This is a genomic window from Rhodanobacter soli, from assembly GCF_040548735.1.
Lineage (GTDB): Bacteria > Pseudomonadota > Gammaproteobacteria > Xanthomonadales > Rhodanobacteraceae > Rhodanobacter > Rhodanobacter soli_A.
Genome location: NZ_JBEPSD010000003.1, coordinates 294,503 through 320,950, shown reverse-complemented (window position 1 = coordinate 320,950; position 26,448 = coordinate 294,503). Strand labels below are relative to the sequence as shown.

The window sequence follows — 26,448 nt, the reverse complement described above, 5'->3', positions numbered from 1 at the left end:
CTTCCTCACCGGCCCGCGGCACCGCAGGCATTGCGCTCGCCGCGACTGGGCTGGCTGGCATGTTCCGCCAATGCCTGGCGCACGGCCAGCTTACCGCGCAGAATCGGCGTTCACCCGCGGCACGCCGCCCTACGGATTCGCATCATGAAACCACGCCCGCTCCTGCTGTTGCCATTCCTGCTGGCCCTGTCGCTGGGCTGCACGTCGCTGCATGCCCAGCAAGCCATCGTGCTGCAACAACAGATGGGAACCGCGGATTTCAGGCAAGCCGGGCTGGACAAGCTGAACCCGGCCGAGCTGCAGCACCTGCAGCAATGGCTGGCGAAGCATGCGACGGAACTGGCGGCGGCGGTGCCCGCGTCCGAGGCGGCCTCCGCTAACGTGGCAGCGGACAAGCGACCCAGCCGCAGCAATGGCTGGTTCGGGCACACACCGGATACCGCCGGCAAAAAAGCCAACCACACCGTCATCAGTCCGCTTGCCGGCAGCTTCAACGGCTGGCGACCGGGCAGCATCCTCACTCTGCAGAACGGCCAGAAATGGCGGGTCAGCGACGACAGTTCGCTGACCGCGACCAGGCCTGTCGACAGCCCCGTGGCGACCGTGAAGCCCGGCGCGCTCGGCGGCTGGATACTCAAGATCGAGGGTTACAACACCAGCGCGCGGGTCGAGCCGGCGAACTGAGCCCGGGATGCATCGGAGACGCCGGCTGCTGTGCGGTTGAACCAACAGCCACGGCCACCGCGATGTCTGGCCGGGGAGCGGTTTATCGCGCAGAATCGTTCCGCCTGTTCCCTGCCCGGAGGATGCACCCATGTCGACCCGCCCGCGTCACCTGATCCGGTCGCTGCTGCTGGCGCTGCCGCTGTGCTGCCTGTCCGTGCAGGCGCAGCAGGCCGACCTGCAGCAACGCATGAGCAGCGCCGAATTCAAGGCGGCCGGACTGGACAAGCTGTCGACGCAGGAACTGCAGAACCTCGACGACTGGTTGCGCAAGCACGACAAGCCCGTCACCAAGATGGTCGACGCCAGCGGCAAGCCGGCGTTCTATTCGGAGACGCAAAAGCGCAGCAAGATCAACGCGCATATCGCCGGCCACTTCGACGGCTGGCATGGCCATAGCCAGTTCATGCTGGACAACGGCCAGATGTGGGAGCAGGTCGGCACGGACACGCCCTCCTGCATGAGCTCGGACAACCCCGCGGTCAAGGTCAAGCCGTCGATGCTCGGCAACTGGCTGATGTACGTGGACGGCTGCAACGATTCTGCCCACGTCAAACGCGTGCGTTGACCGGAAGATTCAGCCCAGCGCCGCCAATGCCTTCGCCAACCGCTTTGCCGAGACCGGTTCGGCGGTCTTCAGTTCCTGCGCGAACAGCGATACACGCCACTCCTCGATCAACCAGCGCAGCTCGGCCAGGCCTGTCGCATCGGCACCGGCAGCGCGGTGCTGCAGGTACGCGCGCCAGTACGGCATCACCTGCAGCATGCGCTGCTGGTCTTTCGCCGGATCCTGGCGCAGGCGTTCGGCGCGCAGGCGCATCGCCTTGAGGTAACGCGGGTAGTGCGCCAGCCGCGCCGGCGGCAATTCGCGCAGGAAGCCGGGCGTGAGCAGCGCGTCGAGCTGTTCGCGCAGGTCGTCGTAACTGGCACGGGCGAAGCCCAACAGCGGCGGCTGCAGCCACGGTTTCAGCTCGGCCTGCGCCTCGATCACGGGTTCGGCCAGTTTCAGCCGTTCGACACCGGCGCCGAATAGCTCGCGCGAAAACTGTGTGCGCAGCTTCTCGAACGCAGCGGCGGTGCGCACGTCCAGCTCGTGCTGTTCGAGCAGGTCGCCGAAGCCGCCTTCGAGCAGGTCCTCGCGCAGTCCGTCCACGCCGCCAAGCGGCGCGTACTTCAAGGCCAGCGCATTGCCGATCGGCAGACGCCGACGCGCCTGCTTGGCGTCACTGGCCAGCGCGTTGCGCAGCAGCCGCACCACGCCTTGCCGGTGTGCCGCGCGCGCCTCGTCGCTGCGCTCGAACACGCGCAGCGCCACCGCCTCGCCCAGGTCGACCAGCGCCGGGAACGCGGCGAGGCCGCCGTCGGATCGCACCTGCGCGGGAACCTCCTCGAAATCCCAGCTGGTCACGTCTTCGCGGGTCAGCTCGATATCGGTCTTGCGCGAGAACGCCTCGCGCGCCTGGCCTTCCCACTGCCCGCGCAATGCGGCCAGGTCGCGACCGCTGGCCAGCGTCTTGCCGCGCTCGTCGTGCAGGCGGTAGCGCATCAGGAAGTGCGGCGGCAGTTCGACGGCGGCGAATTCGCCCGCGGCTATGTCGACGCCGGTGGTGCGCTTCAGGAACGTGGCCAGCACCTTCGCCAACGGCTCGTCGCGCGCTACCTCGGCTTCGACGAAGGCGCGCGCGAAATCCGGCGCGGGCACGAAGTTGCGGCGCAGCGCTTTCGGCAGGCCGCGGATCAGTTCGGCCACCTTGTCGGCGAGCAGGCCGGGCACCAGCCATTCGCAGCGGGCCGGCGGCAGCGCGTTCAACATTGCCAGCGGCAGGTGCAGGGTGACGCCATCGGCTTCGTCGCCAGGGACGAAGCGGTATTCGAGCTTGTAGTGTTGTGGCGGTATCTCCAGCGGCCGCTCTTGCGCGTCCTGCGCTCGCGGCACTCGGACATCCATGTCCAGCGCTGCGGGAAACGCCTTCGCATCCAGCCCCGCGCCACCGACCATCACGTCATCCAGCGACCAGCGCAGCGCGGCCTGGTCGGCGGGGCGCGCCTTGCGGTACCACGCATCCAGCGCGCGGCTGCTGGCGATCTCTTCGGGTAGCTTGCTCTCGAAGAAGGCGACCAGATCGTCCTCGTGACGGATCAGACCCTCGCGACGCTGTTTAGCCTCGATGCCGAGCGCTTCCTCCAGCACGCGCTGATTCGCGCGCACGAAATCCGTCTTGCTGTCGATATCGCCGCGCACCAGCGCTTCGCGGAGGAAGATCGCGTGGGCCAGCGCGGGGTCCTGCTGCTGGAAGGTGACCGGCCGCTTCTCCACCAGCACCAGGCCGAACAGGCCGACCTGCTCGTACGCCACCACGCAGCCGCGCTTTCTCGACCAGTGCGCGTCGCGGCAACTCGTGCGCAGCAGGTGCGCGGCCTGCTGCTCGATCCACAGCGGCTCGACGCGCGCATTCGCCATGCCCCACACGCGCCCGCCGACGTCGAGGATCTGCGCGGAGAAGATCCAGTTCGGCGGCACCTTCGCCAGCGCCGAACCGGGAAATACCTGGAACTTGCGTTCGCGCGTGCTCTGGTAAACGCCCTTCTCGTCCTTGCGGCCGACCTGGGTGGGCAGGCCGGCGAGCAGGCTGCGATGGACGGATTCGTACAGCCGATCGGCATCGCTCTCGCTTCCTCCCCTGCTCGCCCCAAAGGGACTTCCTTCGGTCGCAGCGGAGGGCTGGGGTGGGGTTCGCTTTTGACTTTTTGCAACAGCGCGAAGAGCTTCACCCCCTCCCAACCTCCCCCTGCGCGCAGGGGGAGGAGCAGAGCCTGCAGGCTGCACTTCGCTCCCGGTGGCGGACGAAGCATCCAGCTTCCACCCCAGCTCCTGCACCACCAGCAACAACTGCCGATGCAGTTCGCGCCATTCGCGCATGCGCATGAAGCTGAGGAAATGCCGCGAGCACCAGTCGCGCAGCTTCGACTGGGTCAGCTCCTCGTGGGCGTCGTGATAGGCGCGCCACAGGTTCAGCACGCCGACGAAGTCGGACTTCGGGTCGGCGAACACGGCGTGCGCGGCGTCGGCCTGCTGGCGTGCGTCGCCCGGACGCTCGCGCGGATCCTGGATGCTGAGGAAGGACACGATGGTGAGCAGCTCGCGCAAGGCATGCAGCTTCTCGCCTTCCACCAGCATGCGTGCCAGCTGCACGTCGATCGGCAGCCGCGCCAGGGTGCGGCCGACCGCGGTGAGCTTGCGCGCGTCGTCGATCGCGGAAATTTCGGTGAGCCGGCGGAAGCCGTCGGCGACCACGCGCGGGTCGGGCGCCTCCAGGAACGGAAACTCGTCCACCTCGCCGAGCTGCAGCGCCAGCATGCGCAGGATCACGTTCGCCAGCGACGAGCGCAGCAGTTCCGGGTCGGTAAACGCGGCGCGGCCGGAAAAATCGGCCTCGTCGTAAAGGCGATAGCAGACGCCCGGCCCCACGCGGCCGCAGCGGCCCTTGCGCTGGTCGGCGGCGGCCTGCGACACCGGCTCCACGTGTAACCGCTCGAGCTGGCTGCGTTGGCTGTAACGCTTGACCCGCGCGGTGCCGGTGTCGATCACGTAGCGGATCCGCGGCACGGTCAGCGAAGTCTCGGCCACGTTGGTGGCCAGCACCACGCGGCGTTTCACGCCGGGTTTGAACACGCGATCCTGGTCGCCGGCGGAAAGCCGCGCGTACAGCGGCATGATTTCGGTCTCGCGGTATTGCCGGCGCGACAGCAACTGGTGCGCGTCGCGGATCTCGCGCTCGCCGGGCAGGAAGATCAGCACGTCGCCGCGCGGATCGTCGTGGGTGATTTCGTCGAGCGCCGCGGCGATGTGTTCGGCGCTGCCTTGCTGCATGTCCTTGCCGCGACCCTGTCGCGCGGCGATCTCGTCCAGCGAGCGCCAGCGCAACTCGACCGGGTACGCGCGCCCCTCCACCTCGACCACCGGCGCGCCATCGAAGTGTTCGGCGAAGCGCGCCGTATCGATCGTCGCCGAGGTGACGATGATCTTCAGCTCCGGCCGCTTCACCGCCAGCCGCTTGAGGTAGCCGAGCAGGAAGTCGATGTTGAGGCTGCGCTCGTGCGCCTCGTCGATGATGATGGTGTCGTATGCAGAGAGCCACGGGTCGCCCTGGGTCTCGGCGAGCAGGATGCCGTCGGTCATGAACTTGATCAGGCTGCGCTCGGACACCTGGTCGTTGAAGCGCACCTGGAAGCCCACGACCTCGCCCAGCGGCGTGCCCAGTTCCTCCGCCACGCGGCGCGCCACCGAGCGCGCGGCCAGCCGGCGCGGTTGGGTGCAGCCGATCATGCCGGCCTCGCCGCGGCCGGCGGCCAGGCACAGCTTGGGCAGTTGGGTGGTCTTGCCCGAACCGGTCTCGCCGGCGATCACCACCACCTGGTGCTCGCGGATCAGCTTGACGATGTCCTCGCCGCGCGCGCTGATCGGCAGCGATTCGTCCAGCCGGATCGGCGGCTTGGCGGCCACCCGGGCGCGGCGTTTGGCCGCGGAGCGCTCGATATCCGTCACCAGCGCCCCCAACTTGTTCTCGTCCGGCCGGCGCGACAACGCACGCCAGCGACCCAGCAGGCGACCGAAGTCGCGGCTGGACACCGCATCCAGTTGCAGGCGCAGCTTGCGCAGGCCGGGATCGGCGGCGGGATCGGTAGCGGGCGGGTGGGCATCATTCATCGGACCGCACATGATAGCCGCTGGCGACCCGCTGACCTGATAGTCCCCGGCTATCGGCTGCATCGGAAGGATTCATTTCACCGCCACCGACCGACCCGCTACTGTTTGCCCATGCCGTCAACCCATCACAGGAAGGAGCAGCACATGGCCATTTCCATCGGTATCGCCAAGAAAGATCGCGAGCAGGTCGCCAAGCACCTGTCCAAGCTGCTGGCCGACACCTATTCGCTGTACCTGAAGACCCACAGCTTCCACTGGAACGTCACCGGCCCGCAGTTCAACAGCCTGCACACCATGTTCGAGACCCAGTACAACGAACTGTGGTTGGCCGCCGACGAGGTCGCCGAGCGCATCCGCACCCTGGACGTGTTCGCCCCCGGCTCCTACAGCCAGTTCGCCAAGCTCAGCTCGATCAAGGAAGAGCCCGGCGTGCCGGAGTGGAAGGAGATGGTGGGCCAGTTGGTCGAAGGCCACGAGGTCGCCGCCGCCACCGCCCGCGACGTGCTGAAGGCCGCCAATGCGGCCGGCGACGACGGTACCGCCGACATGGTCACCGGGCGCCTGAAGGAACACGAGAAGACGGCGTGGATGCTGCGCTCGCTGCTGCGTTGAGCGCCGCCGGCAACGCCACGAAGAAACCCGGCATCACGCCGGGTTTCTTCGTTTACAGCTGTCGTGTCACGCAACATGGCACCGGTTCCGCCAACCCGGGCACGCTCGCGGCCGGCGCTGGCGCAGGCTGCATGGTCCTGGGCGGCAGCACGTAGCGCTGGTTGAAGTACGCCCAGCTCGGCCACAGCGCATGAGCCAGCGCCAGCCTGTCCAGGGCGGGATCCACCGGCACCGGCGTGAGCGTTTCGCCGTCCACCTGATACTGGAACTGCTCGGCAGGCTGTCCCGGCTGCAGCACCAGCAACTGGTCGTGCTTGAGATAACCGTAGTTGTCGCCGTACTGCATGATGGCGCGGTCGGGATAGTGCACGGTGAGGTCGGCGCCCAGCATCGGGTGCACGCTGCTGATGCCGATCAGCGACAGCAGCGTCGGTGCCAGATCGATCTGGCTGACGATGTGTTCGTCCCGCTGCACCGGCACGCCGGCACCGAGGATCAGCGCCGGAATGTGGAAGTGCCGCACCGGCACCAGGCTGGCGCCGAACACGCGCGAATCGTGGTCGGCCACGACCAGGAACACCGTGTGTTCCCAGTAAGGCGACTGCTTCGCGCGGGCGAAGAACTGGCCGATCGCCCAGTCGGCGTAACGCACGGTGTTCTGCACGCTGGCCGCCGGTGCGCTGGCCCGGATGCGCCCGGCGGGATATTCCCACGGCGTGTGGTTGGAGACGCTGAAGGCCAGCGTGAACTGGCGCGTGTCGCCATCCTTCATCAGCCGGTGGTGCAACTCGTTGAACATGTCCTCGTCGGAAGCACCCCACGAACCGACGAAGGTCGGCTTCACCTCGAACTTCGGCTGATCGACCACCTCGTCGAAGCCATTGCCCAGGAAGAACGACTTCATGTTGTCGAAGTGCGCCTCGCCGCCGTAGATGAAGCGCGAGCGGTAGCCGAATTCGCCCAGCAGGCCGGCCAGGGTGAAGAAGCCGTGCTGGCTGCGCGGCAATTTCAGCACCGCCTCGGCCGGGGTCGGCAGAAAGCCGGTATTGACCGCCTCCAGCCCGCGCACCGAGCGCGTGCCGGTGGCATAGGTCCGCGCCAGCAGCCAGCCCTCGTTCGCCAGCGCATCGAACTGCGGCGAAAGCTTTTCCCCGCCCAGCGTGCCGATGTACTGCGCGCCCAGGCTCTCCTCCAGGATGATCACCAGGTTCAGCGGCTTCGCCGGTTTCGCCGCGGCCTGCTGCTGATGCATGCTGGGGTATCGCGGGTCCTGCATCGGCCCATCCAGTCCGGCCGCCTGGCGCACGAGGCGTTGCATCTCCGGCTCCGGCATCGGGCCGTAGACCGTCGCTGCCGAACGCTCGTTGCTCATGCCGCGGATCGCGTTGATCACGTTGTAGAGCGAGTTCAGCGGCAGCGAGTTCACCATGCTGTCGTCGCTGAATGCCACTACCGAAGCGTTCAGCGGCCGATGATCGAGCGTGCCGCGCGCAGCCAGAAACAACACCACGAACGCCGCCGCCGTCACCAGCGGCCGCAGCCAGAACTTCATCCGCGCATCGACCATGTGCGTGCGCAGCCACCGGAAACCGAGCCAGCCCAGCAGCACCAGCGCGACCAGCGCGACCAGCAGCACGCCCTTGTAGCCATGCCACAGCATCGCCGACACCTCGTGCGGACTGTCGAGGTACTCGACGTACAGGCGATTCGGGCGGGTGTCGTATTCAAGGATGAACTGCGGCGTGGACACCTCCAGCAGCACGAACAGCAGCCACCACAACCGATACCACCAGGCCGTGATGCGTGTGGGCCAGCGCCGGTGACCCAGCCACGGCGACAACAGGGCCGGCCATGCGCAGACCATAGCCAGCAGGCACAGGTCGATGCGCCAGCCGCCGAAAAGAACCGGCCACAGACCGTCCGTCGGCTGCACCCGCGGCCATAGCCACAGGCAAAGACCAAACCGGCTCAATGTGAGAAAAACGAAAGTGAGTAGCAGGAACCGCCAGGTAAGCTGTCGCAAAAGTGACCCCAAACAGGAAACGCTCTGCCCCCGAGACCGAGCGGCTACCGCTGACGCCGTCGATTCGGCGCGGGCAACCAGCACGACTCTAGCCTAAAAGGCCTGCCGACTGCCCGGCGGATGCGTCCCAGCGACCGACAGTTCGTCGAACAGCGGACCTTCACGGCTTTGCAACAGTCGGATGCCGGGCCGGGCGGAGCCTTGTCAGCATCGGACTACGGCTCGCCGCTCCCGCTGCCGTAGCCCGCGGGCCCTGCCGCCCGAAAACTCCCGCCCCGGCTGACCTTGCGCTGACCGCACCCGACGATCTTTATTGAGCCTGATGCCATGGATTGGTTAAGCTCCTCGGGCTTTACCGCCTGTTGCGCAGGCTTCCTCCGGGGATTTTTTTGAGCGCCACCGCAGCAAACCACAACAGCCGGTACCCGCTGCTCACGGCGATCATGCTCGCCCTGATCGTAGCCGCGATGAACATCGGGCTGTGGTGGTACGGCAACCTGCCGCATGGCCCGGACGACTGGCACGGCAAGATCGGCGGTTTCTCGCTGTCGGTATTCCAGCGCTACCAGAGCCCGTTCAAGCAGGATTATCCCAGTAGCGACGACATCGCCGCCGACCTGAAGCTGCTGCACCGGTACAGCGACCGGGTGCGCACCTATACGATGCAGCAGAACCCGCAGTTGTACGGGCTGGCGCAGAAGGAAGGCCTGAAGGTGATGGCCGGCGCCGAGATCGACAAGCGCCTGGACAACAACGAGCGCGAGATCGAGCTGCTGATCGCCAAGGCGCGCGCCTACCCCGACACCATCACCCGCGTCATCGTGGGCAACGAGGTGCTGTTCCGCAACGACCTCACCCCCGAACAGATGATGCTTTACCTGGATCGGGTGCGCGCCGCCGTGCACCAGCCGGTATCGATCGCCGAGCCGGACTACATCTGGCTGAAGTATCCCGAACTGGCCCAGCACGTGGATTTCATCACCATCCACCTGTTCCCGTTCTGGAACGGCATCGCGCGCAAGGACGCCGTTCCCGCCGCGCTGGGCGCCTACCAGCAGATCCGCCAGCGCTATCCGGACAAGCCCGTCGTGGTCGGCGAGATCGGCTGGCCATCGAACGGCGACCGCCACGAGTACGCGGATCCCTCGGTCTCCAACGAGGCGATCTTCATTCGCGACTGGATGAACGCGGCCAAGGCTCAGCACATCGATTATTTCCTGCTCGAAGCGTTCGACCAGCCATGGAAGGAAGCTCTGGGCGAGGGCCGCACCGGCGCGTACTGGGGCATGTTCAACGCCGACCGCCAGCTGAAATTCCCGCTGACCGGCCCGGTCACCGAAGACACCGCATGGCCCTGGAAGGCGCTGGCGGCGAGCCTGCTGGCCTTGTTCCCGATGATCTTCTTCGCCCGTCGCTTCAGCCGCTTCAAGCTGATGGGCCGGCTGTTCTTCTGCATGCTGATCCAGCTTGCCTGCGGGCTGATCACCTGGTCGGCCACGCTGCCGTTCAACTTCTACCTGAGCTGGGTCGACTGGACCATGCTCACGCTGCTGTTCCCGGCGCAGATCGCGATCCTGGCGATCCTGCTGATCAACGGCTTCGAGTTCACCGAGGTGCTGTGGCGGCGCGAGTGGATCCGCCATGCCGGCATGCTGAAACCCGATCCGCCCGAGAAGCAGCCGTTCGTGTCCATCCACCTGGCCTGCTACAACGAGCCGCCGGAGATGGTGATCGTCACGCTCGATTCGCTGGCCGCGCTGGACTACGCGAACTTCGAAGTGCTGGTGATCGACAACAACACCAAGGACCCGGCGGTGTGGCAGCCGGTGCAGGAATACTGCGAGAAACTGGGCAAGCGCTTCCGCTTCTTCCACCTGGCACCGTGGCCGGGCTTCAAGGCCGGCGCGCTGAACTTCGGCCTGAAGGAAACCGACCCGCAGGCCGACGTGGTGGCGGTGATCGATGCCGACTACGAAGTGCGTGCCGACTGGCTGGCCACGCTGACCGGCTACTTCCACGACCCGAAGGTGGCCGTGGTGCAGTGCCCGCAGGCGCACCGCGAGTTCGAGCACAACGCGTTCCGCCGGATGACCGCGTGGGAATACGACGGCTTTTTCCGCATCGGCATGCACCATCGCAACGAGCGCAACGCGATCATCCAGCACGGCACCATGACGATGGTCCGGCGCAGTGCGCTGGAAGGCACCGGCGGCTGGTCCGAATGGACGATCTGCGAGGACGCCGAGCTGGGCCTGCGCCTGATGCACGCCGGCTACGAACTGGTCTACGTCGACGAACTGATGGGCAAGGGCCTGACCCCGGCCGACTTCAAGGCGTACAAGAGCCAGCGCTACCGCTGGGCGTTCGGCGCGATGCAGATCCTCAAGGGGCGCTGGAGCTGGATGACCGAGCGCGGCCCGCTCAGCGCCGGCCAGCGCTTCCACTTCCTCACCGGCTGGTTCAGCTGGTTCGCCGACGCGCTGCACCTGATCTTCACCCTGATGGCGCTGTTCTGGACCGCCGGCATGGTCGCCTACCCGCAGTATTTCAGCCTGCCGATGCAGCTGTTCCTGATCCCGGTGATCGGCTTCTTCTTCGCCAAGGCGATCTTCGGCATCGTGCTGTACCGCGCCCGCGTGCCGTGCGGCTGGTACGACACCTTGATGGCCTCGCTGGCCAGCATGGGCCTGTCGCACGCGATCGCGCGCGGCATCCTGCACGGACTCACTCGAGAGAAGACCTCGTTCGTGGTCACCGCCAAGAGCCGGCGCCTGGGTGGCAGCAACTTCGCCGCGTTCGCACCGGTGCGCGAGGAGCTGCTGATGGCGATTGCGCTGGGTTTGTGCATCGTCGGCATGGCGCTGGGCTACGGCACGCGCTACATCGAAGGCACCTTGTGGATGTTCATCCTCGCCGCGCAGTCGATCCCGTACGTCTCGGCGGTCATCGGCGCGTGGATCGCGCACAGGGCGGGCGACAAGGCCGGTTGATGCGGCCTGCCGGTGCGGCGTCAGCCGCACCGGCAAATCAGGCCTGACGCTTTGGCTCTGCCGCCGAAGCAGTGAGCGCCATTCATACCCAGCCAACATCCAGTTGGGTAAGCTGCCCTCACCCCGTGAAGCTCCCCGCAAGGACGGAACCCCCACGCATGCGCCGAATCCCCCGACGCCTGAGTCTGCTGCTACTGCCGCTGGTGCTGTTGTCGACACAGGCCCGGGCCGGCGTGCAGCTGACGGTGGATGGCGTCGAGGATCCGCTCAAGGCGGCGGCGATCGCCGGCGTGGAGTTGTCGCAATACGCGACCCGCGAAGTCAGCGATGCGCAGGTGCGGCGCCTGTACGAGCGCGCTCCCGGCCAGGTGAAGTCCGCGCTGGAGCCGTACGGCTACTACGACGCCACCGTCAGCGGCGACCTGCAGCAAATCGGCAAGGACTGGCGGGTGACCCTGCACGTGCAACCGGGCGAACCGGTCAAGGTCACCGCCGTCGACGTGCAACTGGACAAGGAGGCAGCGCAGCTCGCCCCGCTGCGCCGCGCGAAACGCGCGATCGAACGACTCAAGGACAAGCCGCTGAACCACGGCGCCTACGATGCGGCGCGCGACGCGCTCAGCGCGCAGCTCACCGCCAACGGCTTCCTCGACGCCCGCCTGCTCACCCACCGGGTCGAAGTCACCCGCGCCAACCACAGCGCGGCGATCAAGCTGGCGTGGCAGGCCGGCCCGCGTTACCGCTACGGCAAGGTGCACTTCGACGGCTCGCAGTTCAAGGAAGGCTTCCTCGACCGCTACGTGCCGTTCAAGTCCGGCGACTACTTTTCGCAGAACCAGCTGCTGGAACTGCAGCAGGCGCTGAACGGCGCGGACTATTTCGCGGTGGTCAACGTGCTGCCGGACGTGGACGCGGCGAAGAACGGCGTGGTCGACGTCACCGTGCAGCTGGCGCCGGCCAGGCGCACGATCTACACCGGCGGCCCGTTCATCGGCACCGACACCGGCTTCGGCGTGCGCGGCGGGATGGAGCGGCGCTGGGTCAACCGGCGCGGGCACAAGTGGAAGAACGAACTGGTGGTGGCGCAGAAGCTGAAGACGCTGTCCACGCTGTACTCGATCCCGCTGCCCGGCGACAACCAGCGCAGCTACAACGTCGGCGCGAACTTCCGCGACGCGAATACCGCCACCTCGCAATCGCGCACGCTGGAACTGGTCGGCAACGAGACCCGCCAGTGGCACGGCTGGACCCGCACCCTGGGCGTGCATGCGCTGTCCGGCACGTTCACCGTGGGCAAGCGCGGCAATGAACCGGACAACACGCCCGGCATCGAACACGGGCAAAGCACGCTGGTGTTCGGCGAGGCCGCGCTGACGCGCAAGCAGGCCGACAACCCCGATTTCGTGCGACGCGGCTGGCTGCTCAGCGTGGCCGCGCGCAGCACGGCCAGCAGCCTGCTGTCCGACGCCAGCTTCAGCGAACTGATTGCCGACGCGAAGTGGATCCGCGCGTTCGGCACGCGCAGCCGCAACCGGCTGATCCTGCGCGGCAGCGCCGGCATGACCTGGACCAACGACTTCGCCGCGCTGCCGCCGCAACTGCGCTTCTTCGCCGGCGGCGACCGTTCGGTGCGCGGCTACGGCTACCAGTCGATCGGCCCACGCAACAGCACCGACCGTGTGATCGGGGGCAAGAACCTGCTGGTCGCCAGCAGCGAGATCGAACACTACTTCACGCGCAACTGGGGCATGGCCGCCTTCGTCGACGCCGGCAACGCGTTCAGCGGCACCGACTATCGCCCGAAGATCGGCGCCGGCCTCGGCCTGCGCTGGCGCTCGCCGGTGGGCATGATCCGCGTCGACCTGGGCACGCCGATCCACGACGATCGCGCGCACGGCATCCAGTTGCACCTGGTGATCGGACCGGATCTGTGACGGGCCGGGAATCGCGAATCGGGAAAGGCCTCTTGCGGGCATGGTTTGAAGGCAAGCGGAGCAAGCTGAGAGCATGAAGTGGTTCAAACGCATCGCCATCGCATTCGCCGCACTGCTGCTGGTCGTGGCAGCGGCGCTGTGGTGGCTGCTCGGCACCGGCGCCGGCCTGCGCTTTGTGTTGGCACGGGTCCAGTCCGCCACCCACGGCGCGCTGCAAGTACAACAGGCACACGGCCGGCTGCTCGGCCCGCTCGACCTGGCCGGCATCCGTTACGACGACGGCAAGGGCACCGTGGCGAGCGTGGCGAAGGCGCATCTGGATCTGCGCTTCTGGCCCCTGCTGGCCAGACGCCTGCATGTACTCGCGCTGGACGCCGATGGCGTCGAGGTGGCATTGCCCAAGTCCGCACCGGATGACACCTCCCGCTCCGGCGGCTTCTCGCTGCAGCCACCGATCGAACTGATCCTCGACCGCGTGCATGTGGGCACGGTGAAGCTGACGCGGGACGGCCAGTCGCTGTTCGCCTCCCATCAACTCGACCTAGCCGGCAGCTGGACCGACCGCGGCATCGAACTGCGCCGGCTCGTGCTGCAGGCGCCCTACGGCCACGCCAACCTCGATGGCAAGCTGGCGATCGGTACGCGTTACCAGGGCAATGGCAAGGCCGCCTTCGCCTGGAAAATCGGCGACACCCGCTACGCCGGCAGCCTCGATGCGCACAGCGATGGCAAGCGGGCGCAGCTCGACCTCCGGCTCACGGCGCCGGCCGTCGCCCGACTGCAGGTGGACCTGGTCCAGTCCGGCGACTACGCCTGGACCGGCCGGCTCGACGCACCGCGCTTCGACCCGGAACCGCTGCTCGGTGACAGTTCGCTGAAGGCGCTGGCGATGGCCGTGCAAGGTCATGGCGATCGCCACGGCGGCACGCTCGACGGCCGGCTCGACCTCAACGACTACCAGCTGCTGCTGCAGCCGCTGCGCGCGCAATTCAGCGATGACTTCAACACGCTGGCCCTGCAGCAGCTCAAGCTGGGTTCGCCGCAGATCAAGGGCAGCGTGGAGGCCAGCGGCATCGTGCAACTCGCCGCCAAGCCACTCAGCGCCGCACTGGACATCCGCTGGAACGACCTGCTGCTGCCGGCGGACCTGGCCGGCCAGGCGCTGGCCAGCCGTGGCGCGCTCAAGGCCAGCGGCAGCGCCGACAAGTACCACGCCGAAGGCGACGTCGACATCGGCCCGCCGGGCAAGCTCGCGAAGCTGGCGCTGAACCTGGACGGCACCGCGCAGCTGATCACCCTGCACACGCTGGCACTGAAACAGGCACAAGGCGGCCTGCAGGCGCACGGCACGCTGACCCTGCAGCCGAACCTGGCATGGCAGGCCGAAGCGAGCGCCGACAAACTCGACCCCGGCCAGCTGTTCGCCGGCTGGAACGGCGCCCTGGATTTCGACATCGCCAGCAACGGCAGCCTGCCGCAGAACGGCCCGGATGCCACGCTGGAGATCCACCGGCTGGCGGGCAAGCTGCGCGAACGCGCGGTCAGCGGCCACGGCAAGCTGCACCTGTCGCCGGACGAAGTGGTCGACGGCCGGCTCGATCTCGCCTCGGGCGGCAGCACGGTGAAACTGGATGCCCGCCCCGGCACCAGCAACGATGCCGACCTGCAACTGGCGATCGCCTCGCTGGGCGACTGGCTGCCGGATGCGAGTGGCCGTCTGGACGGCCATTTCAACATCCGCGGCCGGCGGCCGCAGCTCAGCATCAACGGCCAGCTGCACGGGCAGTCGCTGGCCTGGCGGCAGCAGAAGGCGGATACGCTGCAGCTGATCGTGGGCATTCCCGACATCAGCCATCCGGCCGGCAAACTCGACCTGCAGGCCGGCAACGCGTACCTGCAGGGCCTGCTGTTCCAGCACCTCGATCTGCTGGCCGAGGGCAGCCAGGGCAATCATCGACTGACGCTCGACGCGCGCGGCGGCCAGCTCTCCGGCCGGCTCGCGCTGCACGGCGCGCTGAAGGGCCCGGCCTGGAACGGCACGCTGTCCACTCTCGACCTCGAACCGCAGGGCATGCCCGGCTGGCGTCTGCAGCAACCGTCGCAACTGAGCTACAACGACGGCGCGATGAGCCTGTCCGAGCTGTGCCTGACGGCCGGCGACCCGCGGCTATGCGTAACCGCCAGGCAAGACAAGCCGGGCAACCTCGATGCCAGCTATCGGCTGCAGGCGCTGCCGCTGGCGCTGCTGCTGAACGCGACCGGCAACGCCGACCTGCCGATGCGCGCCGATGGCGTCATCGAGGGCAGCGGCAAGATCCGCCGCAGCGCCACCGGTGCGCTCAGCGGCAACGCCTCGCTCAGCTCCGCGCAAGGCACGATCAGTTACACCGACCGTGCCGACGAGCCGCTGCTGCGCTACGAGCAGTTGCGCGTGGACGCCGACCTTGCGCCGACCGGCCAGCGCATCGCCGTGCACGGCGGGCTCGACGCCGGCGGCCGCATCGACGGTCAGGTCACGATGAGCGGCGCGCAGCAGACCCTGGACGGCCAGCTCGACCTGCGCCTGAACAGCCTCGCCTTCATCGAGCTGTTCAGCAGCGAGGTGGCCGGCGTCAAGGGCGGTGTCGACGGCAACTTCCGCTTCGGCGGCACGCTGAAGCAACCCGCGGTCACTGGCCAGGCGAACGTGCGCGGCTTCGCCGCCGAGGTACCGTCGGCCGGACTCAAGCTGAGCCAGGGCCAGCTCACGGTCAGCACCACGGACGCGCGGCAGTTCCTGATCCACGGCAGCGTGCAATCGGGCAAGGGCAGCGTGGCGATCGACGGCAACGCCGGCCTCGGTGCGGACGCCCGGGCCAACCTCACGCTCAAGGGCAGCCAGTTCACCGCCGCCGACATTCCCGCCGCCAGGGTGGTGATCTCGCCCGACCTGACCGTGAAACAGGACGCCAACGGCATCGACATCGGCGGCGCGGTCAGCATCGACAGCGCCGACGTGAATGCCGAAAAATTGCCCGGCGCTGGCGCCACCCAGGCCTCGCCCGACGTGGTGGTGGTCGATGAGAAACAGCAGCAGCAGGCCGCCAGCAAGCTGCCGATCCGTGCCCTGGTCAAGGTGGATCTCGGCCGCAAGACGCACGTCGTCGGCATGGGTCTGGACGGCCGCGTCAGCGGCGTGCTCACGGTGGCCGAACGCCCCGGCCGCGCCACCACGGGCCAGGGCCAGATCGCGGTGAACGGCACCTATCGCGCCTACGGCCAGAACCTGCAGATCCAGCGCGGCCAGCTGCTGTTCGCCAGCACGCCGATCGACAACCCGGGCCTGAACATCCGCGCGGTGCGCAAGCTCAACCCGAACGCCACCATCGATGAAGGCCAGGAAGTCGGCCTGCTGGTCTCCGGCACCGCGCAGCGGCCGGTCCTCACCGTGTTCTCCAACCCGGTGATGGAGCAGTCCGACGCGCTGTCCTACCTGGTCACCGGCAAGCCGCTGTCGCAGGTGAAGGGCGGCGAAGGCGACATGGTGGGCGCGGCAGCGCAAGCGCTCGGCTCGGCCGCCGGCGACCTGCTGGCCAAGAGCATCGGCTCGAAGCTGGGCGTGGACGACGTCGGCGTGTCCAGCAACGAGGCGCTCGGCGGCAGCTCGGCATTCACCGTGGGCAAGTTCCTGTCGCCGCGGCTGTACCTCAGCTACGGCGTGGGCCTGTTCGAGCCGGGCGAAGTGATCACCCTGCGCTACCGCCTCAGCAAGCGCTGGAACTTCGAGGCGCAGCAGGCCACCGAGTTCAGCCGCGCCAGCTTCAACTATCGCATCGAAAAATAATTGCGCGGGCATCGGCGAGCGCGGGTGATAGTCCATAGGTCATGCACACAAGGCCGCCGGGGCGGACTATCGTGGACGTTTCCAAAGGCAAAGGAACGACCATGCAACGCATGCGATGGGTACTGACGGCGGCGATCCTGTGCAGTCCGGCGGCATGGGCGGCGACGCCGGCGAGCCAGCCTTCCGGCATCGACCTGGCCGGAATCGACCACGGCGTGAAACCAGGCGACGACTTCTTCCGCTACGCCAACGGCGGCTGGCTGAAGACGGCGCAGATTCCCGCCGACCGCTCCAGCACCGGCACCTTCCTCAAGGTGTTCGAACAGGCCGAGAAGAACACCGCCGAGCTGATCCGCAACGCCGGCGCCAGCCGCCCGGCCGCCGGCAGCAATGCGCGCAAGATCGCCGACTACTACGCCGCCTGGATGGACACCGCGGCGATCGAGCGGCACGGCCTGGCCCCGCTCAAGCCGGAACTGGCACGGATCGACGCGATCGCCTCGCGCGCCGAGCTGGCGCGCGTGCTGGGCAGCCGCCTGCGCGCCGACGTCGATCCGGTGAACGCCACCAACTACCACACCGAAAACCTGTTCGGCCTGTTCGTGACGCAGGGGCTGGAAGACCCCTCGCGCAACCTCGCCTATCTGCTGCAGGGCGGCCTGGTCATGCCCAGCCGCGACTACTACCTGTCCGACGACACCCACATGGTCGCGACCCGGGCCAAGTACCTCGCCTACATCGGCGCGTTGCTGAAGCAGGCCGGCATGGCCGACGCAGAAGCGAAGGCAAAAACCGTCCTCGATCTGGAGACGAAAATCGCCAGGGCGCAGGCGAGCCTGCTCGACAGCGAGGACGTGCACAAGGCGAACAACCTGTGGCGCATGGCTGACTTCGCGCAGAAGGCGCCGGGACTGGACTGGATTGCGTATTTCAAGGCCGCCGGCCTGGACGGCCAACCGCAGATCGACGTGTGGCAGCCGGCCGCGATCACCGGCCTGTCCGCGCTGACCGCCAGCGAGCCGCTGCAGGCCTGGAAGGACCTGCTGCTCTTCCACACCCTGGACCAGAGCGCCCCGTTGCTGCCCAAGGCCTTTGCCGACCTCGGCTTCGACTTCCACGGCCGCACCCTGCAGGGCACGCCCGAGCAGCGGCCGCGCTGGAAGCGCGCGGTGGGCGCCACCAGCAACGACCTCGGCGACGCCGTGGGCCAGCTCTACGTGAAGCATTACTTCCCGGCTTCGTCCAGGGCGGAAGTGGAGCAACTGGTGAAGAACCTGCTCGCCGCGTTCGACGAGCGTATCGACACGCTGGGCTGGATGACACCGGCCACGCGCGCAAAGGCGAAGGCCAAGCTCGCCACGGTGCGCGTCGGCGTCGGTTACCCGGACACCTGGCGCGACTACGCCGCGCTGGAGATCCGCGCCGACGACGCACTCGGCAACCAGCGCCGCGCCGAAAAGTTCGAATACGAACACCAGCGCGCCAAGCTGGGCCGGCCGGTCGATCGCGCTGAATGGTGGATGACCCCGCAGACCGTCAACGCGGTGAACCTGCCGCTGCAGAACGCGCTGAACTTCCCCGCCGCGATCCTGCAGCCGCCGTTCTTCGACCCGAACGCCGACGCCGCCGCCAACTACGGCGCGATCGGTTCGGTGATCGGCCACGAGATCAGCCACAGCTTCGACAATATGGGCGCCGAATTCGACGCCGAGGGCCGCCTCGCGAACTGGTGGACGCCGGAAGACCTGGCCCACTTCAGGGCCGCCGGCAAGCAGCTGGCGAAGCAGTTCGACCAGTACGAGGCGCTGCCCGGCCTGCATGTCAACGGCGAACAGACGCTGGGCGAAAACATCGCCGACGTCTCCGGCCTGACCATCGCCTACCTGGCCTATCACAAGTCGCTCGGCGGCAAGCCGGCGCCGGTGATCGACGGCCTCAGCGGCGACCAGCGCTTCTTCCTCGCCTATGGCCAGGCCTGGCGCTCGAAGATCCGCGACGCCGCCCAGCGCCAGCGCCTCGCCACCGACGTGCACGCCCCCGCCGACTTCCGCGCACAGACCGTGCGCAACCTCGACCCGTGGTACCCCGCGTTCGAAGTGAAGCCGGGCGAGAAGCTGTACCTGGCGCCGAAGGATCGGGTGAAGATCTGGTAGGTCGCGCATCGGGCAAAAACGACAGGGCCGTGATCCTGATGGATTACGGCCCTGTTTGTTTCGGTCTCGTGGCGGCGTAGCGGTGCCGGCCGGACCGTGGCTCAGCTCACCAGCATGAATGCCCGATTCGCGACTGTAACGAGAGCCTTGAACAACAGGCCGAGTACCCAGCGGATGAAGCTCACCGTCAGCGAGGCGCCAGCCGTAGCGGTACGGCCGAGAAAACGGAAGATCGCCGTGATGATCGCACCGACGTAGGACGAGACCTCGATGGACAGCTCGGCCCCTTTGCTGAGCAGCCATGCCAGCTGATCGAGCACCGTCATCCCCATGGTAAATTGCAGGCCAAGTGCGTTGAGCGCCAGTGTGCCGATCTTGCCCATCAGCCAGTTCAGCGCCTTGCCGATCATCATCAGGCCCCATGCACCACCCATCAGAATACCGCCGCCGCCTGCGCTTACCTGATCCAGCCAAAGCTGGGCATTCATATCGTCTTCCCCGCTCACGCCACGGCGTGCCAGCGCCTGCCAACTGTCCCGGCCAACACCGGGGACATAGCTCAACTCCATCGAATGCGCATCGGTGTTGATCAACCCCGACGGACCTGCGGTCAGCTGGTACCCCGGCTCCGCAGTCGGCACATGGATGAATGGAAACAGGGGAATCTTCGGAACCGGATCGGAGCGATGATGCACGCGGTACATGTTCTGTCGGCCGACCCGGCGAGTCAGGCTGCGCGCGAAAAATGCTCCGCCGGCGCGTGGCGAACCGAAGGTATACAGCTTCACCTCGGCTGCTCCGATACTGGAGAAGTAGTCGGCATTGAGCGTGGCCAGCGCACCGCCAAGGCTGTGGCCCACGCAGTGGATCACCGTGGGGTTGCGTCCTCGCAGGAAGTTGGCCACATCCACGGAGAACGATTTCCATACTTCATGGAAGCCGGCATGGACGAGTTGCCCACCGGGTCCCAGCTGCATGCCTATGTTGAAATTGCTGAGCCAGTCATACATCGTTTCGGTGCCACGCGTGGCCACCAGCACCTCGTTCTGGTACGAACCGGTGCCCGCCGCGATGTAACCGAAACCACTGAGCTGCTTGACCGAGATCAGCCCGCCGGAGCGGCCGGTGAACCGTGAGCTGCCGTCCACAGCAAACATGTCCTCGCAGCCGAGCTTCACGCCCCGATCCGCCGACTGACTGACGGTACGTTCGCGCAGGCTATAGACGCCACCGGCGATCAGGGCAGCCTGATGAGGCATAAGTGTGCTCATGAAACCCCTCCTTGTTGGGTAAACACAGCGTCACTGCGGCTCGCAGATGCCGTAAACCTTGCCGTGATGTACGACCTCTGCTTCCAATCGGCAAACCAGAGAAACCGGACGCCCCCCGAGTTCGCCGTTTTCGTTGTAATTGCGCTTGTCCAGCATCCACGCCTTATAGGTATTGCCGGCGTGGTGAATCAGGATCGTCTGTTCCACGAAGGGTTCGTGCGGCAACAGCGACCCGAGCAGCGAGCGTCCCCATATCGCAGGCAGCGCGAATGCCCCCTGCGCGTCGGTGGTGGCCTGATCACTTCCACCCTCGTTCTTCCAACTCCATTTGTAGCTGCGCTCGATCCGCGCCCCCTCGACCGGCTTGCCGTGATCGAGCACCACTCCGCGTACCGCCGAGAAAAGACACATCTTGCCCATGGCATTCGCCTCGTCAGCAGTCGTCAACAACAGCGCACACACAAGCAGCCCGGGCAATAGCCTTGGCCCGATGCGTGAAAAACGCCAGAAAGACTTTCCCCCCAGGAACGCCGCCGTCCCGCACCCGTTCGCGGCATCCCGCTCGCTCCGCTGCACTTCCATTGCCACCCCCGTGGCCAGCTTCCATGGAACGTCAAAGCAGCCTGAATAGCAAAACTGGCGACGCGCCACAAGTCGGCCTTCGCCGCGTCCGCCCGTTATGCGCTGGCGATCACTGTATTGCCCGGTGCATTCATCCGGGATCAGCCGATGCCCAGGCCTTCGATGCCGGTGATCGCGACATCGAAACCAGCCAGCGCGGCGAAGCGGCGGCCGCGTTCGGCGTAATCCTTGAACTGATCGAAGCTGGGCGCGCCGGGAGAGAGCAGGATCACGCCGCCATGCGGAGTATGCGTCTTCGCCTCGGCCACGGCGCCGGCGAGATCGGCGACGCGCATGATCGGGCAAGCTATTTCCGCGCTGCGCAGTGCTGCTTCGATGCGTGCGCCGTTGCTGCCCATGCAGACGATCGCATTGGGTGGCGTGCTGCGCATGGCGTCGACGAACGGCGTCCAGTCCAAGCCGCGGTCGTGGCCGCCGACCAGCACGGTCACCGCGCGGCCATGCAGGCTTTCCAACGCGGCCAGCGTGGCCAGCGGCGTGGTGCTGATCGAGTCGTTGACCCAGTGCCATCTGTCGCGCTCGCCCAGCGGCTGCAGGCGATGCGGCAGCGGACGGAAGTGCGCCAGCGCGGGCGCGGCGGCCAGTGCGTCCATGCCGATGGCTTCCAGCGCAGCCAGCGCAGCGCAGGCGTTGAGTGCGTTGTGCAGGCCGGGCGCCGCCAGCGCGGCGGTGTCGAATACCGCCTGCCCGCCGCGGCGGATCGCGCCGTCGCGCACGTGCCAGCGTTCCGGCGTGCCGAACAGCAGGCGATGCGGGTGCGCGGCGGTACGTTCCAGCAAACCCGGCTGCTGCCCGTTGACCAACAGCGTACGCGCGGCGTCGGCCAGCTTCAGCTTGTCGGCCACGTAGCGCTCGCGCGAGCCGTGCCAGTCAAGGTGTTCCTCGTACAGGCTGGTGACCACGCCCAGCTCCAGCGGGCCGGCTTCGCCGGTCTGGAAGCTGGACAGCTCGATCACCCACAGCTCGGCGCGCTGGTCGAGCAGCTCCAGCAGCGGCAGGCCGATGTTGCCAGCCAGCGCGGAGCGCATGCCGAGTGCGCGCGCCAGGTGCGCGACCAGCGCGCTGGTGGTGCTCTTGCCCTTGGTGCCGGTGACCGCGATCACGCGTGCATCGGGGTACTCGCCGAACCACAGCGCGGTGCCCGAAATGAACTGCGTACCCTGCGCCTGCGCGGCCAGCAATGCCGGCTTGTAGGCGGAGATGCCGGGCGACTTCACCACCACGTCGAACCGGCTCAGCGTTGTGGCGTCCGGTTCGCCGACGACAATTTCCAGCGAGGCGTCGAACGTGCGCGCCGCATCGACTTCGGCGTCGCTGCAGAACAGGGTCAATGGTTGCGCCGGCAGACGCATGCGCAGGGCCTTGATGACCGCGTGGCCCTCGCGACCGAAACCCCATATCGCCACACGGCGACCTGCCAGGTCGGCAATACGCATCAACCGATCGCCGCCAGCGCAGGCTGCAGTCGGGCCGGCACGCGATGTTCGGCGGACGGCTCAAGCCACGGCTCCAGCGCCAGCTGCGCGACGTCGAGCTGCGGCAGGATCTCGCTGCGGAAGCGCTCCACCAGTGCGTCTTCCTGCCACTCCGGCCGCTGGCTCAGCGCCTGCATCGCGGCGCGCGCCTCGGCGCCCTCGCCCACGCACTCGAACGGCTTGTGGTCCTGGTATTCCAGCAGCGCGTCGAAGCCGGCGGCCTGCGTCTCGTCGTCCAGCAGGTTGCGGCCGAAGATCGCCAGCAGCCGCGGCTTGGGCAGGAACGGCGCCAGCGCGAGGAACACGAAGTGGCATTTCGGGCACTGCCCGCACCAGCGGTCGACCGGCTTCGGGCCGAGCAGCTTGAAGTTGCGGTTGCAGCTGGAGAACACGTCGAAGTACGGCGTCAGTTTCGCGAAGGCGCGGGTGATCGCCAGTTCCGAGTACGGCCGCAGCAGCGAGCAGTAGTCGAGGTCGGCGGCCACGTGGGTGTGCAGCCAGTCGCCGAGCAGGCGCTCGAATGCGAGGCTCTTGCTCCATTGGTGGTTCACCTGCTGGCCGTCGTACTCCAGCGTGGCGGCGGAGGCGGAACGCTCGTTGGCGAACGTGATCGAATCGTAGCCGTACAGGATCGCGGCCACGGCGAGGATCGCCGAATTCACTGCGGTCACCGGGATGTGCCCGTTCCACGCACCGAGCCGGTTCAACTCGAACAGGCCCGGCGCCAGTTCGCGCTGGATGTTCAAGGTGGGCAGGCCGGTGCGTTCGGCGCAGGCCGCGATCAGCGCGGAATTGCCGACCCACACCGCGGTCGCCTCGCCGCCGATCGACTTGATCGCCTCCACCGCCACAAGCGAATCCTTGCCGCCGCCGATCGGTACCAGGGTGCGTTTCGGCAGAGCCAGCGCGCCAACCGCGGGCGCCGCGCCGCCACGCGGAAACGAAATCCGCCCGCGCAAGTCCAGCCCGTTGCGGTAGGCGAATTCGGCCAGGCCGTGCAGGTACAGCTGGTCCAGCAGCTCGGCGGTGGCGTCGTCGAGCGGGCCATCGGCCAGCTCGATCCGCGGCGGCACGCCGGCCTTGTAGTAGCTGACGCCCGCGATCAGGTGCAGCAGTTTCAAGGCGGCGTCGAACGCCGCCGCACGCGCGGCCGGGATCGCCGGCGCATGCGGAAAGCGGATCCGCTCGACCAGTTCCTCGCCATCGTCGAACGCGTACGCCAGCTCGGCCACGCCGTCGGCGTAGCTCGCGCGCACGAAGCGGAAGACCTTGGTGAGGCGCGGTTGGATCGTGTTGCTCACATCTTTCTCCATCGCCCGCATCACGGGAGCGAACAGGCTGATTCTAGCTTCGAGCGGTGCCGGTCCGATGGCTTTCGGCGGGCAAAAGGCGGTGCAGACGACGATCCCGCAACTTTCGCCCTGCCCGCATCCCTGGGCAGGCGCGTTCCGGATCAGGCGTCGATCACCACCTCGTCAGCCTCGTCGCGCAGGTTGTAATGCGAGGACATCACCTTGCCATAGGCGCCAGCCTGCGCGATCAGGATCACATCGCCCTCCTGAGCCTCGGGCAGGCGGCGGTCGGTGCCCAGCACGTCGCCGCTCTCGCAGATCGGGCCGACCACCTGGTACAGCGCGGTGGCCGGCTCGCCGAGCCGGCTGAGGTTGACGATCTTGTGCCAGGCGTCGTACAGCGCAGGACGGATCAGGCTGTTCATGCCGGTGTCCACGCCGAGGTAGCGGAAGCCGCCCTTGTCCTTCTGCTGGGTCACCCGCGTCAGCAGCACGCCGGCGTCGGCCACCAGGTAGCGGCCCGGCTCCATCCACAGCTGGTACTGCGGATAGACGGCCTTGACCTCGCGCAGCGCACGGTCGAGCGCGGCGATGTCCAGCGGCGCTTCGCCCGGATGCGCCGGCACGCCGAGGCCGCCGCCGATATTGAGGAAGGTGACGCTGGCGATGCGCTCGGCCAGACTGGCCAGCTGCGCATACACCTCGCCCCAATGCGCGGCATCGAGCACGCCCGAGCCCAGGTGCGCGTGCAGGCCGCGAACGCTGACGCCATGCGTCTCGGCCAGCTGCAGGAACAGCGGAAGCTGATCCAGCGGCAAGCCGAACTTGCTGCCGCTACCGCCGGTACGCACCTTCTCGTGATGGCCCAGGCCGCGGCCCAGGTCGATCCGCAGCACGATCTCGCGGCCGCGGAACAGTTCGCCCCAATGCTGCAGCGGGTGCAGCGCGTCGAGCGTGACGGTGGCGCGGGTGCCCAGCGCATGGACGTAATCCCCGCGCGGCGCGAAGTTCGGCGTGAACAGCAGCGGCACCGACTCCGCCACCACCGCGGCGACCGCCTTCAATTCACCCGGCGACACGCACTCGAACGCGAAACCCTCCACCGCCAGCGCGCGCAGGATCGCTGGATGAGTGTTCGCCTTCACCGCGTAGTGCAGCCGGTCCACCGCCGCCAGCGACTTCAGCTCGCGTGCCTGCTGGCGCACCGTGGGCAGGTGGTAGACGTAGCGCGGCGTGGCCTCGGCGGCCAGCTCCAGCAGGCGCGGCCGCTGCGCCTCGCGCCACCACGCCGGTACGGCGGGAACGACCTCTCCGCCGCCATACAGCATCTGCCAGCTGGGGCCGAACAGCGCGCTGTCGTCGGTGCGCAGGGCGCCTGCGCCGATCAGCAAATCGTGCAGGTGCGGCAGCAGCGCATCGACCACTTCCTCGTCCACCACGAAGGTGAGGTTGAGGTTGTTCGACGACTGCGAAATCATGTGCACGCGCAGCTGGCCGAACTCGGCCAGCACGCCGGACAGCGTGTGCAGCAGCGAGCGCATGCCGCGGCCGACCAGGGTGATCGCCGCGCACGGCGCGATCACCTTCACGCGGCACACCTTGGCCAGGTCGCTGGCCAGCGCGGCGATCGCGTCGGAGTCGAGCAGGTTCTCGGTGGGATCGAGCGAGACGGTGACATTGGTCTCGGCCGAACCGATCAGGTCCACCGACAGGCCGTGCTGCTTGAAATGCGCGAACACGTCGGCGAGGAAGCCGACCTGCTGCCACATGCCCACCGACTCCATCGACACCAGGGTGATGCCCTTGCGCGCGCTGATCGCCTTGACGCTCGGCGCGTGCGCGCGCACTTCGGGGCCGATCACGGTGCCTTCGAGTTCGGGCCGGTTGGTGTCCTTGATCAGCAGCGGCACGCGCGGTTCGCGCAGCGGCGACAGGCAACGCGGGTGCAGCACCTTGGCGCCGGTGGAGGCGATTTCCTGCGCCTCTTCGTAATCCAGCCGCTGCAGCAGGCGCGCGCCCGGCACCTGGCGCGGGTTGGCGGTGAACATGCCGGCCACGTCGGTCCATATTTCTACCCGCGACGCCTTCAGCAGCGCGCCGAAGTACGCCGCCGAGGTATCCGAACCGCCGCGCCCCAGCAGCACGGTGCGGCCATGCTGTTCGCGCGCGATGAAGCCCTGGGTGATGAACACGTCGCCGAGTGCGGCCAGGCGCGCGTTCAGCGCCGGATCGGGCTTCGCCTCGACCATGGCCGAGAGCAAGCGGGTGCGCTCGTTCTGGTTCGGCAGCGCGACCGCCGCCAGGCAGTCGCGCGCGTCCAGCCACTGCGTGGGCAGGCCGCTATGGCTGAGGAAGGCCGCGCCGAGCGCGCTGGACATCAGCTCGCCGTGCGCCTGCACCTGCGCCTGCCAGGCCAGCTCGCCGCGCGGCGCCGGGCCGTCGGCGGCCATCCCGGCCAGGTCGGACAGACGCGAGCCGAGCGTGTCCGGCAGCGCCAGCTGCATGTGCTCCAGCAAGTCGTAGTGGCGTTGCGCGATCGCGCCGGCCGCCGCCTTGCGCTTGTCCTGCCCGCCCTCGCCGCACAGCTGTTTCAGCGCGTCGGTGATGCCGGTCAGCGCGGAAACGACGACCAGCACGCGCGCGCCTTCGGCGCGGCGGCTGGCGACCAGCTCACGGATGTTCTGCCAGCGCGGCAGCGTGGCGACGCTGGTGCCGCCGAACTTCATCACGATCCAGGGAGCGTCGGCGGGCAGCGGCGCGGAGGTTGGCGAGGTCACGGGAGTTCGCTGTCAGGGGAAAATG

At 67.6% G+C, this 26,448-nt stretch carries 14 protein-coding genes; 7 read left to right on the top strand and 7 right to left on the bottom strand.

Annotated features, from left to right (window positions below; all coding sequences use genetic code 11):
* Positions 1-144 precede the first annotated feature (144 nt).
* Together ABIE04_RS15455 and ABIE04_RS15450 are read left to right on the top strand one after the other, a co-directional pair.
* A complete protein-coding gene (locus ABIE04_RS15455; RefSeq protein ID WP_354552169.1) occupies positions 145-684 on the top strand; it encodes a hypothetical protein in 540 nt (179 codons plus the stop codon).
* 130 nt (positions 685-814) lie between these two features.
* A complete protein-coding gene (locus ABIE04_RS15450; RefSeq protein ID WP_354552167.1) occupies positions 815-1,291 on the top strand; it encodes a hypothetical protein in 477 nt (158 codons plus the stop codon).
* 9 nt (positions 1,292-1,300) lie between these two features.
* Here ABIE04_RS15450 and hrpA read toward each other — a convergent pair whose 3' ends face one another.
* Complete coding sequence (hrpA, locus tag ABIE04_RS15445; RefSeq protein WP_354552164.1) at positions 1,301-5,431, bottom strand: ATP-dependent RNA helicase HrpA; 4,131 nt, start codon at positions 5,429-5,431, stop codon at positions 1,301-1,303.
* Between the two features lie 144 nt (positions 5,432-5,575).
* Between hrpA and ABIE04_RS15440 the strand changes: the two genes are divergently transcribed.
* Positions 5,576-6,043, top strand: coding sequence for a Dps family protein (locus tag ABIE04_RS15440; RefSeq protein WP_214557607.1), 468 nt, complete (start codon positions 5,576-5,578; stop codon positions 6,041-6,043).
* A 52-nt stretch (positions 6,044-6,095) separates the two neighbouring features.
* Here ABIE04_RS15440 and ABIE04_RS15435 read toward each other — a convergent pair whose 3' ends face one another.
* A complete protein-coding gene (locus tag ABIE04_RS15435; RefSeq protein ID WP_354552161.1) occupies positions 6,096-7,976 on the bottom strand; it encodes an LTA synthase family protein in 1,881 nt (626 codons plus the stop codon).
* Positions 7,977-8,455: 479 nt separating this feature from the next.
* Between ABIE04_RS15435 and ABIE04_RS15430 the strand changes: the two genes are divergently transcribed.
* From ABIE04_RS15430 to ABIE04_RS15415, 4 genes are all read left to right on the top strand, one after another.
* Entirely contained in the window at positions 8,456-11,056 is a 2,601-nt protein-coding gene (locus ABIE04_RS15430; protein WP_354552159.1) for a glycosyltransferase family 2 protein, read from the top strand.
* 158 nt (positions 11,057-11,214) lie between these two features.
* The gene (locus ABIE04_RS15425) at positions 11,215-12,990 is read left to right on the top strand and encodes an autotransporter assembly complex protein TamA (protein ID WP_354552156.1); all 1,776 of its coding nucleotides are present in this window, start codon (positions 11,215-11,217) and stop codon (positions 12,988-12,990) included.
* A 73-nt stretch (positions 12,991-13,063) separates the two neighbouring features.
* Positions 13,064-16,813 (top strand): translocation/assembly module TamB domain-containing protein, encoded by a 3,750-nt coding sequence (locus ABIE04_RS15420; protein ID WP_354552154.1) that lies wholly within the window; start codon positions 13,064-13,066, stop codon positions 16,811-16,813.
* 101 nt (positions 16,814-16,914) lie between these two features.
* Positions 16,915-18,966 (top strand): M13 family metallopeptidase, encoded by a 2,052-nt coding sequence (locus ABIE04_RS15415; protein ID WP_354552152.1) that lies wholly within the window; start codon positions 16,915-16,917, stop codon positions 18,964-18,966.
* 101 nt (positions 18,967-19,067) lie between these two features.
* Here ABIE04_RS15415 and ABIE04_RS15410 read toward each other — a convergent pair whose 3' ends face one another.
* From ABIE04_RS15410 to ABIE04_RS15390, 5 genes are all read right to left on the bottom strand, one after another.
* The gene (locus ABIE04_RS15410; protein WP_354552149.1) at positions 19,068-20,237 is read right to left on the bottom strand and encodes a lipase family protein; all 1,170 of its coding nucleotides are present in this window, start codon (positions 20,235-20,237) and stop codon (positions 19,068-19,070) included.
* A 30-nt stretch (positions 20,238-20,267) separates the two neighbouring features.
* Positions 20,268-20,819, bottom strand: coding sequence for a DUF6795 domain-containing protein (locus ABIE04_RS15405; protein WP_354552147.1), 552 nt, complete (start codon positions 20,817-20,819; stop codon positions 20,268-20,270).
* 140 nt (positions 20,820-20,959) lie between these two features.
* Positions 20,960-22,315, bottom strand: coding sequence for a UDP-N-acetylmuramoyl-L-alanine--D-glutamate ligase (gene murD / locus ABIE04_RS15400; protein WP_354552144.1), 1,356 nt, complete (start codon positions 22,313-22,315; stop codon positions 20,960-20,962).
* Positions 22,315-23,655 carry a UDP-N-acetyl-alpha-D-muramoyl-L-alanyl-L-glutamate epimerase gene (gene murL, locus ABIE04_RS15395; RefSeq protein ID WP_354552142.1) on the bottom strand — a complete coding sequence of 447 codons (1,341 nt, stop codon included), beginning with the start codon at positions 23,653-23,655 and terminating at the stop codon, positions 22,315-22,317. Before murL ends, murD begins: the two co-directional genes overlap by 1 nt.
* 152 nt (positions 23,656-23,807) lie before the next feature.
* The gene (locus ABIE04_RS15390; RefSeq protein WP_354552140.1) at positions 23,808-26,423 is read right to left on the bottom strand and encodes a bifunctional aspartate kinase/diaminopimelate decarboxylase; all 2,616 of its coding nucleotides are present in this window, start codon (positions 26,421-26,423) and stop codon (positions 23,808-23,810) included.
* Positions 26,424-26,448 lie beyond the last annotated feature (25 nt).

What these genes read in the sequence shown, in the direction of transcription:
- ABIE04_RS15455 (WP_354552169.1), top strand. Translation starts at nt 145, where the DNA reads ATGAAACCACGCCCGCTCCTGCTGTTGCCATTCCTGCTGGCCCTGTCG.
- ABIE04_RS15450 (WP_354552167.1), top strand. Translation starts at nt 815, where the DNA reads ATGTCGACCCGCCCGCGTCACCTGATCCGGTCGCTGCTGCTGGCGCTG.
- hrpA (WP_354552164.1), bottom strand. Translation starts at nt 5,431, where the DNA reads ATGAATGATGCCCACCCGCCCGCTACCGATCCCGCCGCCGATCCCGGC.
- ABIE04_RS15440 (WP_214557607.1), top strand. Translation starts at nt 5,576, where the DNA reads ATGGCCATTTCCATCGGTATCGCCAAGAAAGATCGCGAGCAGGTCGCC.
- ABIE04_RS15425 (WP_354552156.1), top strand. Translation starts at nt 11,215, where the DNA reads ATGCGCCGAATCCCCCGACGCCTGAGTCTGCTGCTACTGCCGCTGGTG.
- ABIE04_RS15420 (WP_354552154.1), top strand. Translation starts at nt 13,064, where the DNA reads ATGAAGTGGTTCAAACGCATCGCCATCGCATTCGCCGCACTGCTGCTG.
- ABIE04_RS15415 (WP_354552152.1), top strand. Translation starts at nt 16,915, where the DNA reads ATGCAACGCATGCGATGGGTACTGACGGCGGCGATCCTGTGCAGTCCG.
- ABIE04_RS15410 (WP_354552149.1), bottom strand. Translation starts at nt 20,237, where the DNA reads ATGAGCACACTTATGCCTCATCAGGCTGCCCTGATCGCCGGTGGCGTC.
- ABIE04_RS15405 (WP_354552147.1), bottom strand. Translation starts at nt 20,819, where the DNA reads ATGGAAGTGCAGCGGAGCGAGCGGGATGCCGCGAACGGGTGCGGGACG.
- murD (WP_354552144.1), bottom strand. Translation starts at nt 22,315, where the DNA reads ATGCGTATTGCCGACCTGGCAGGTCGCCGTGTGGCGATATGGGGTTTC.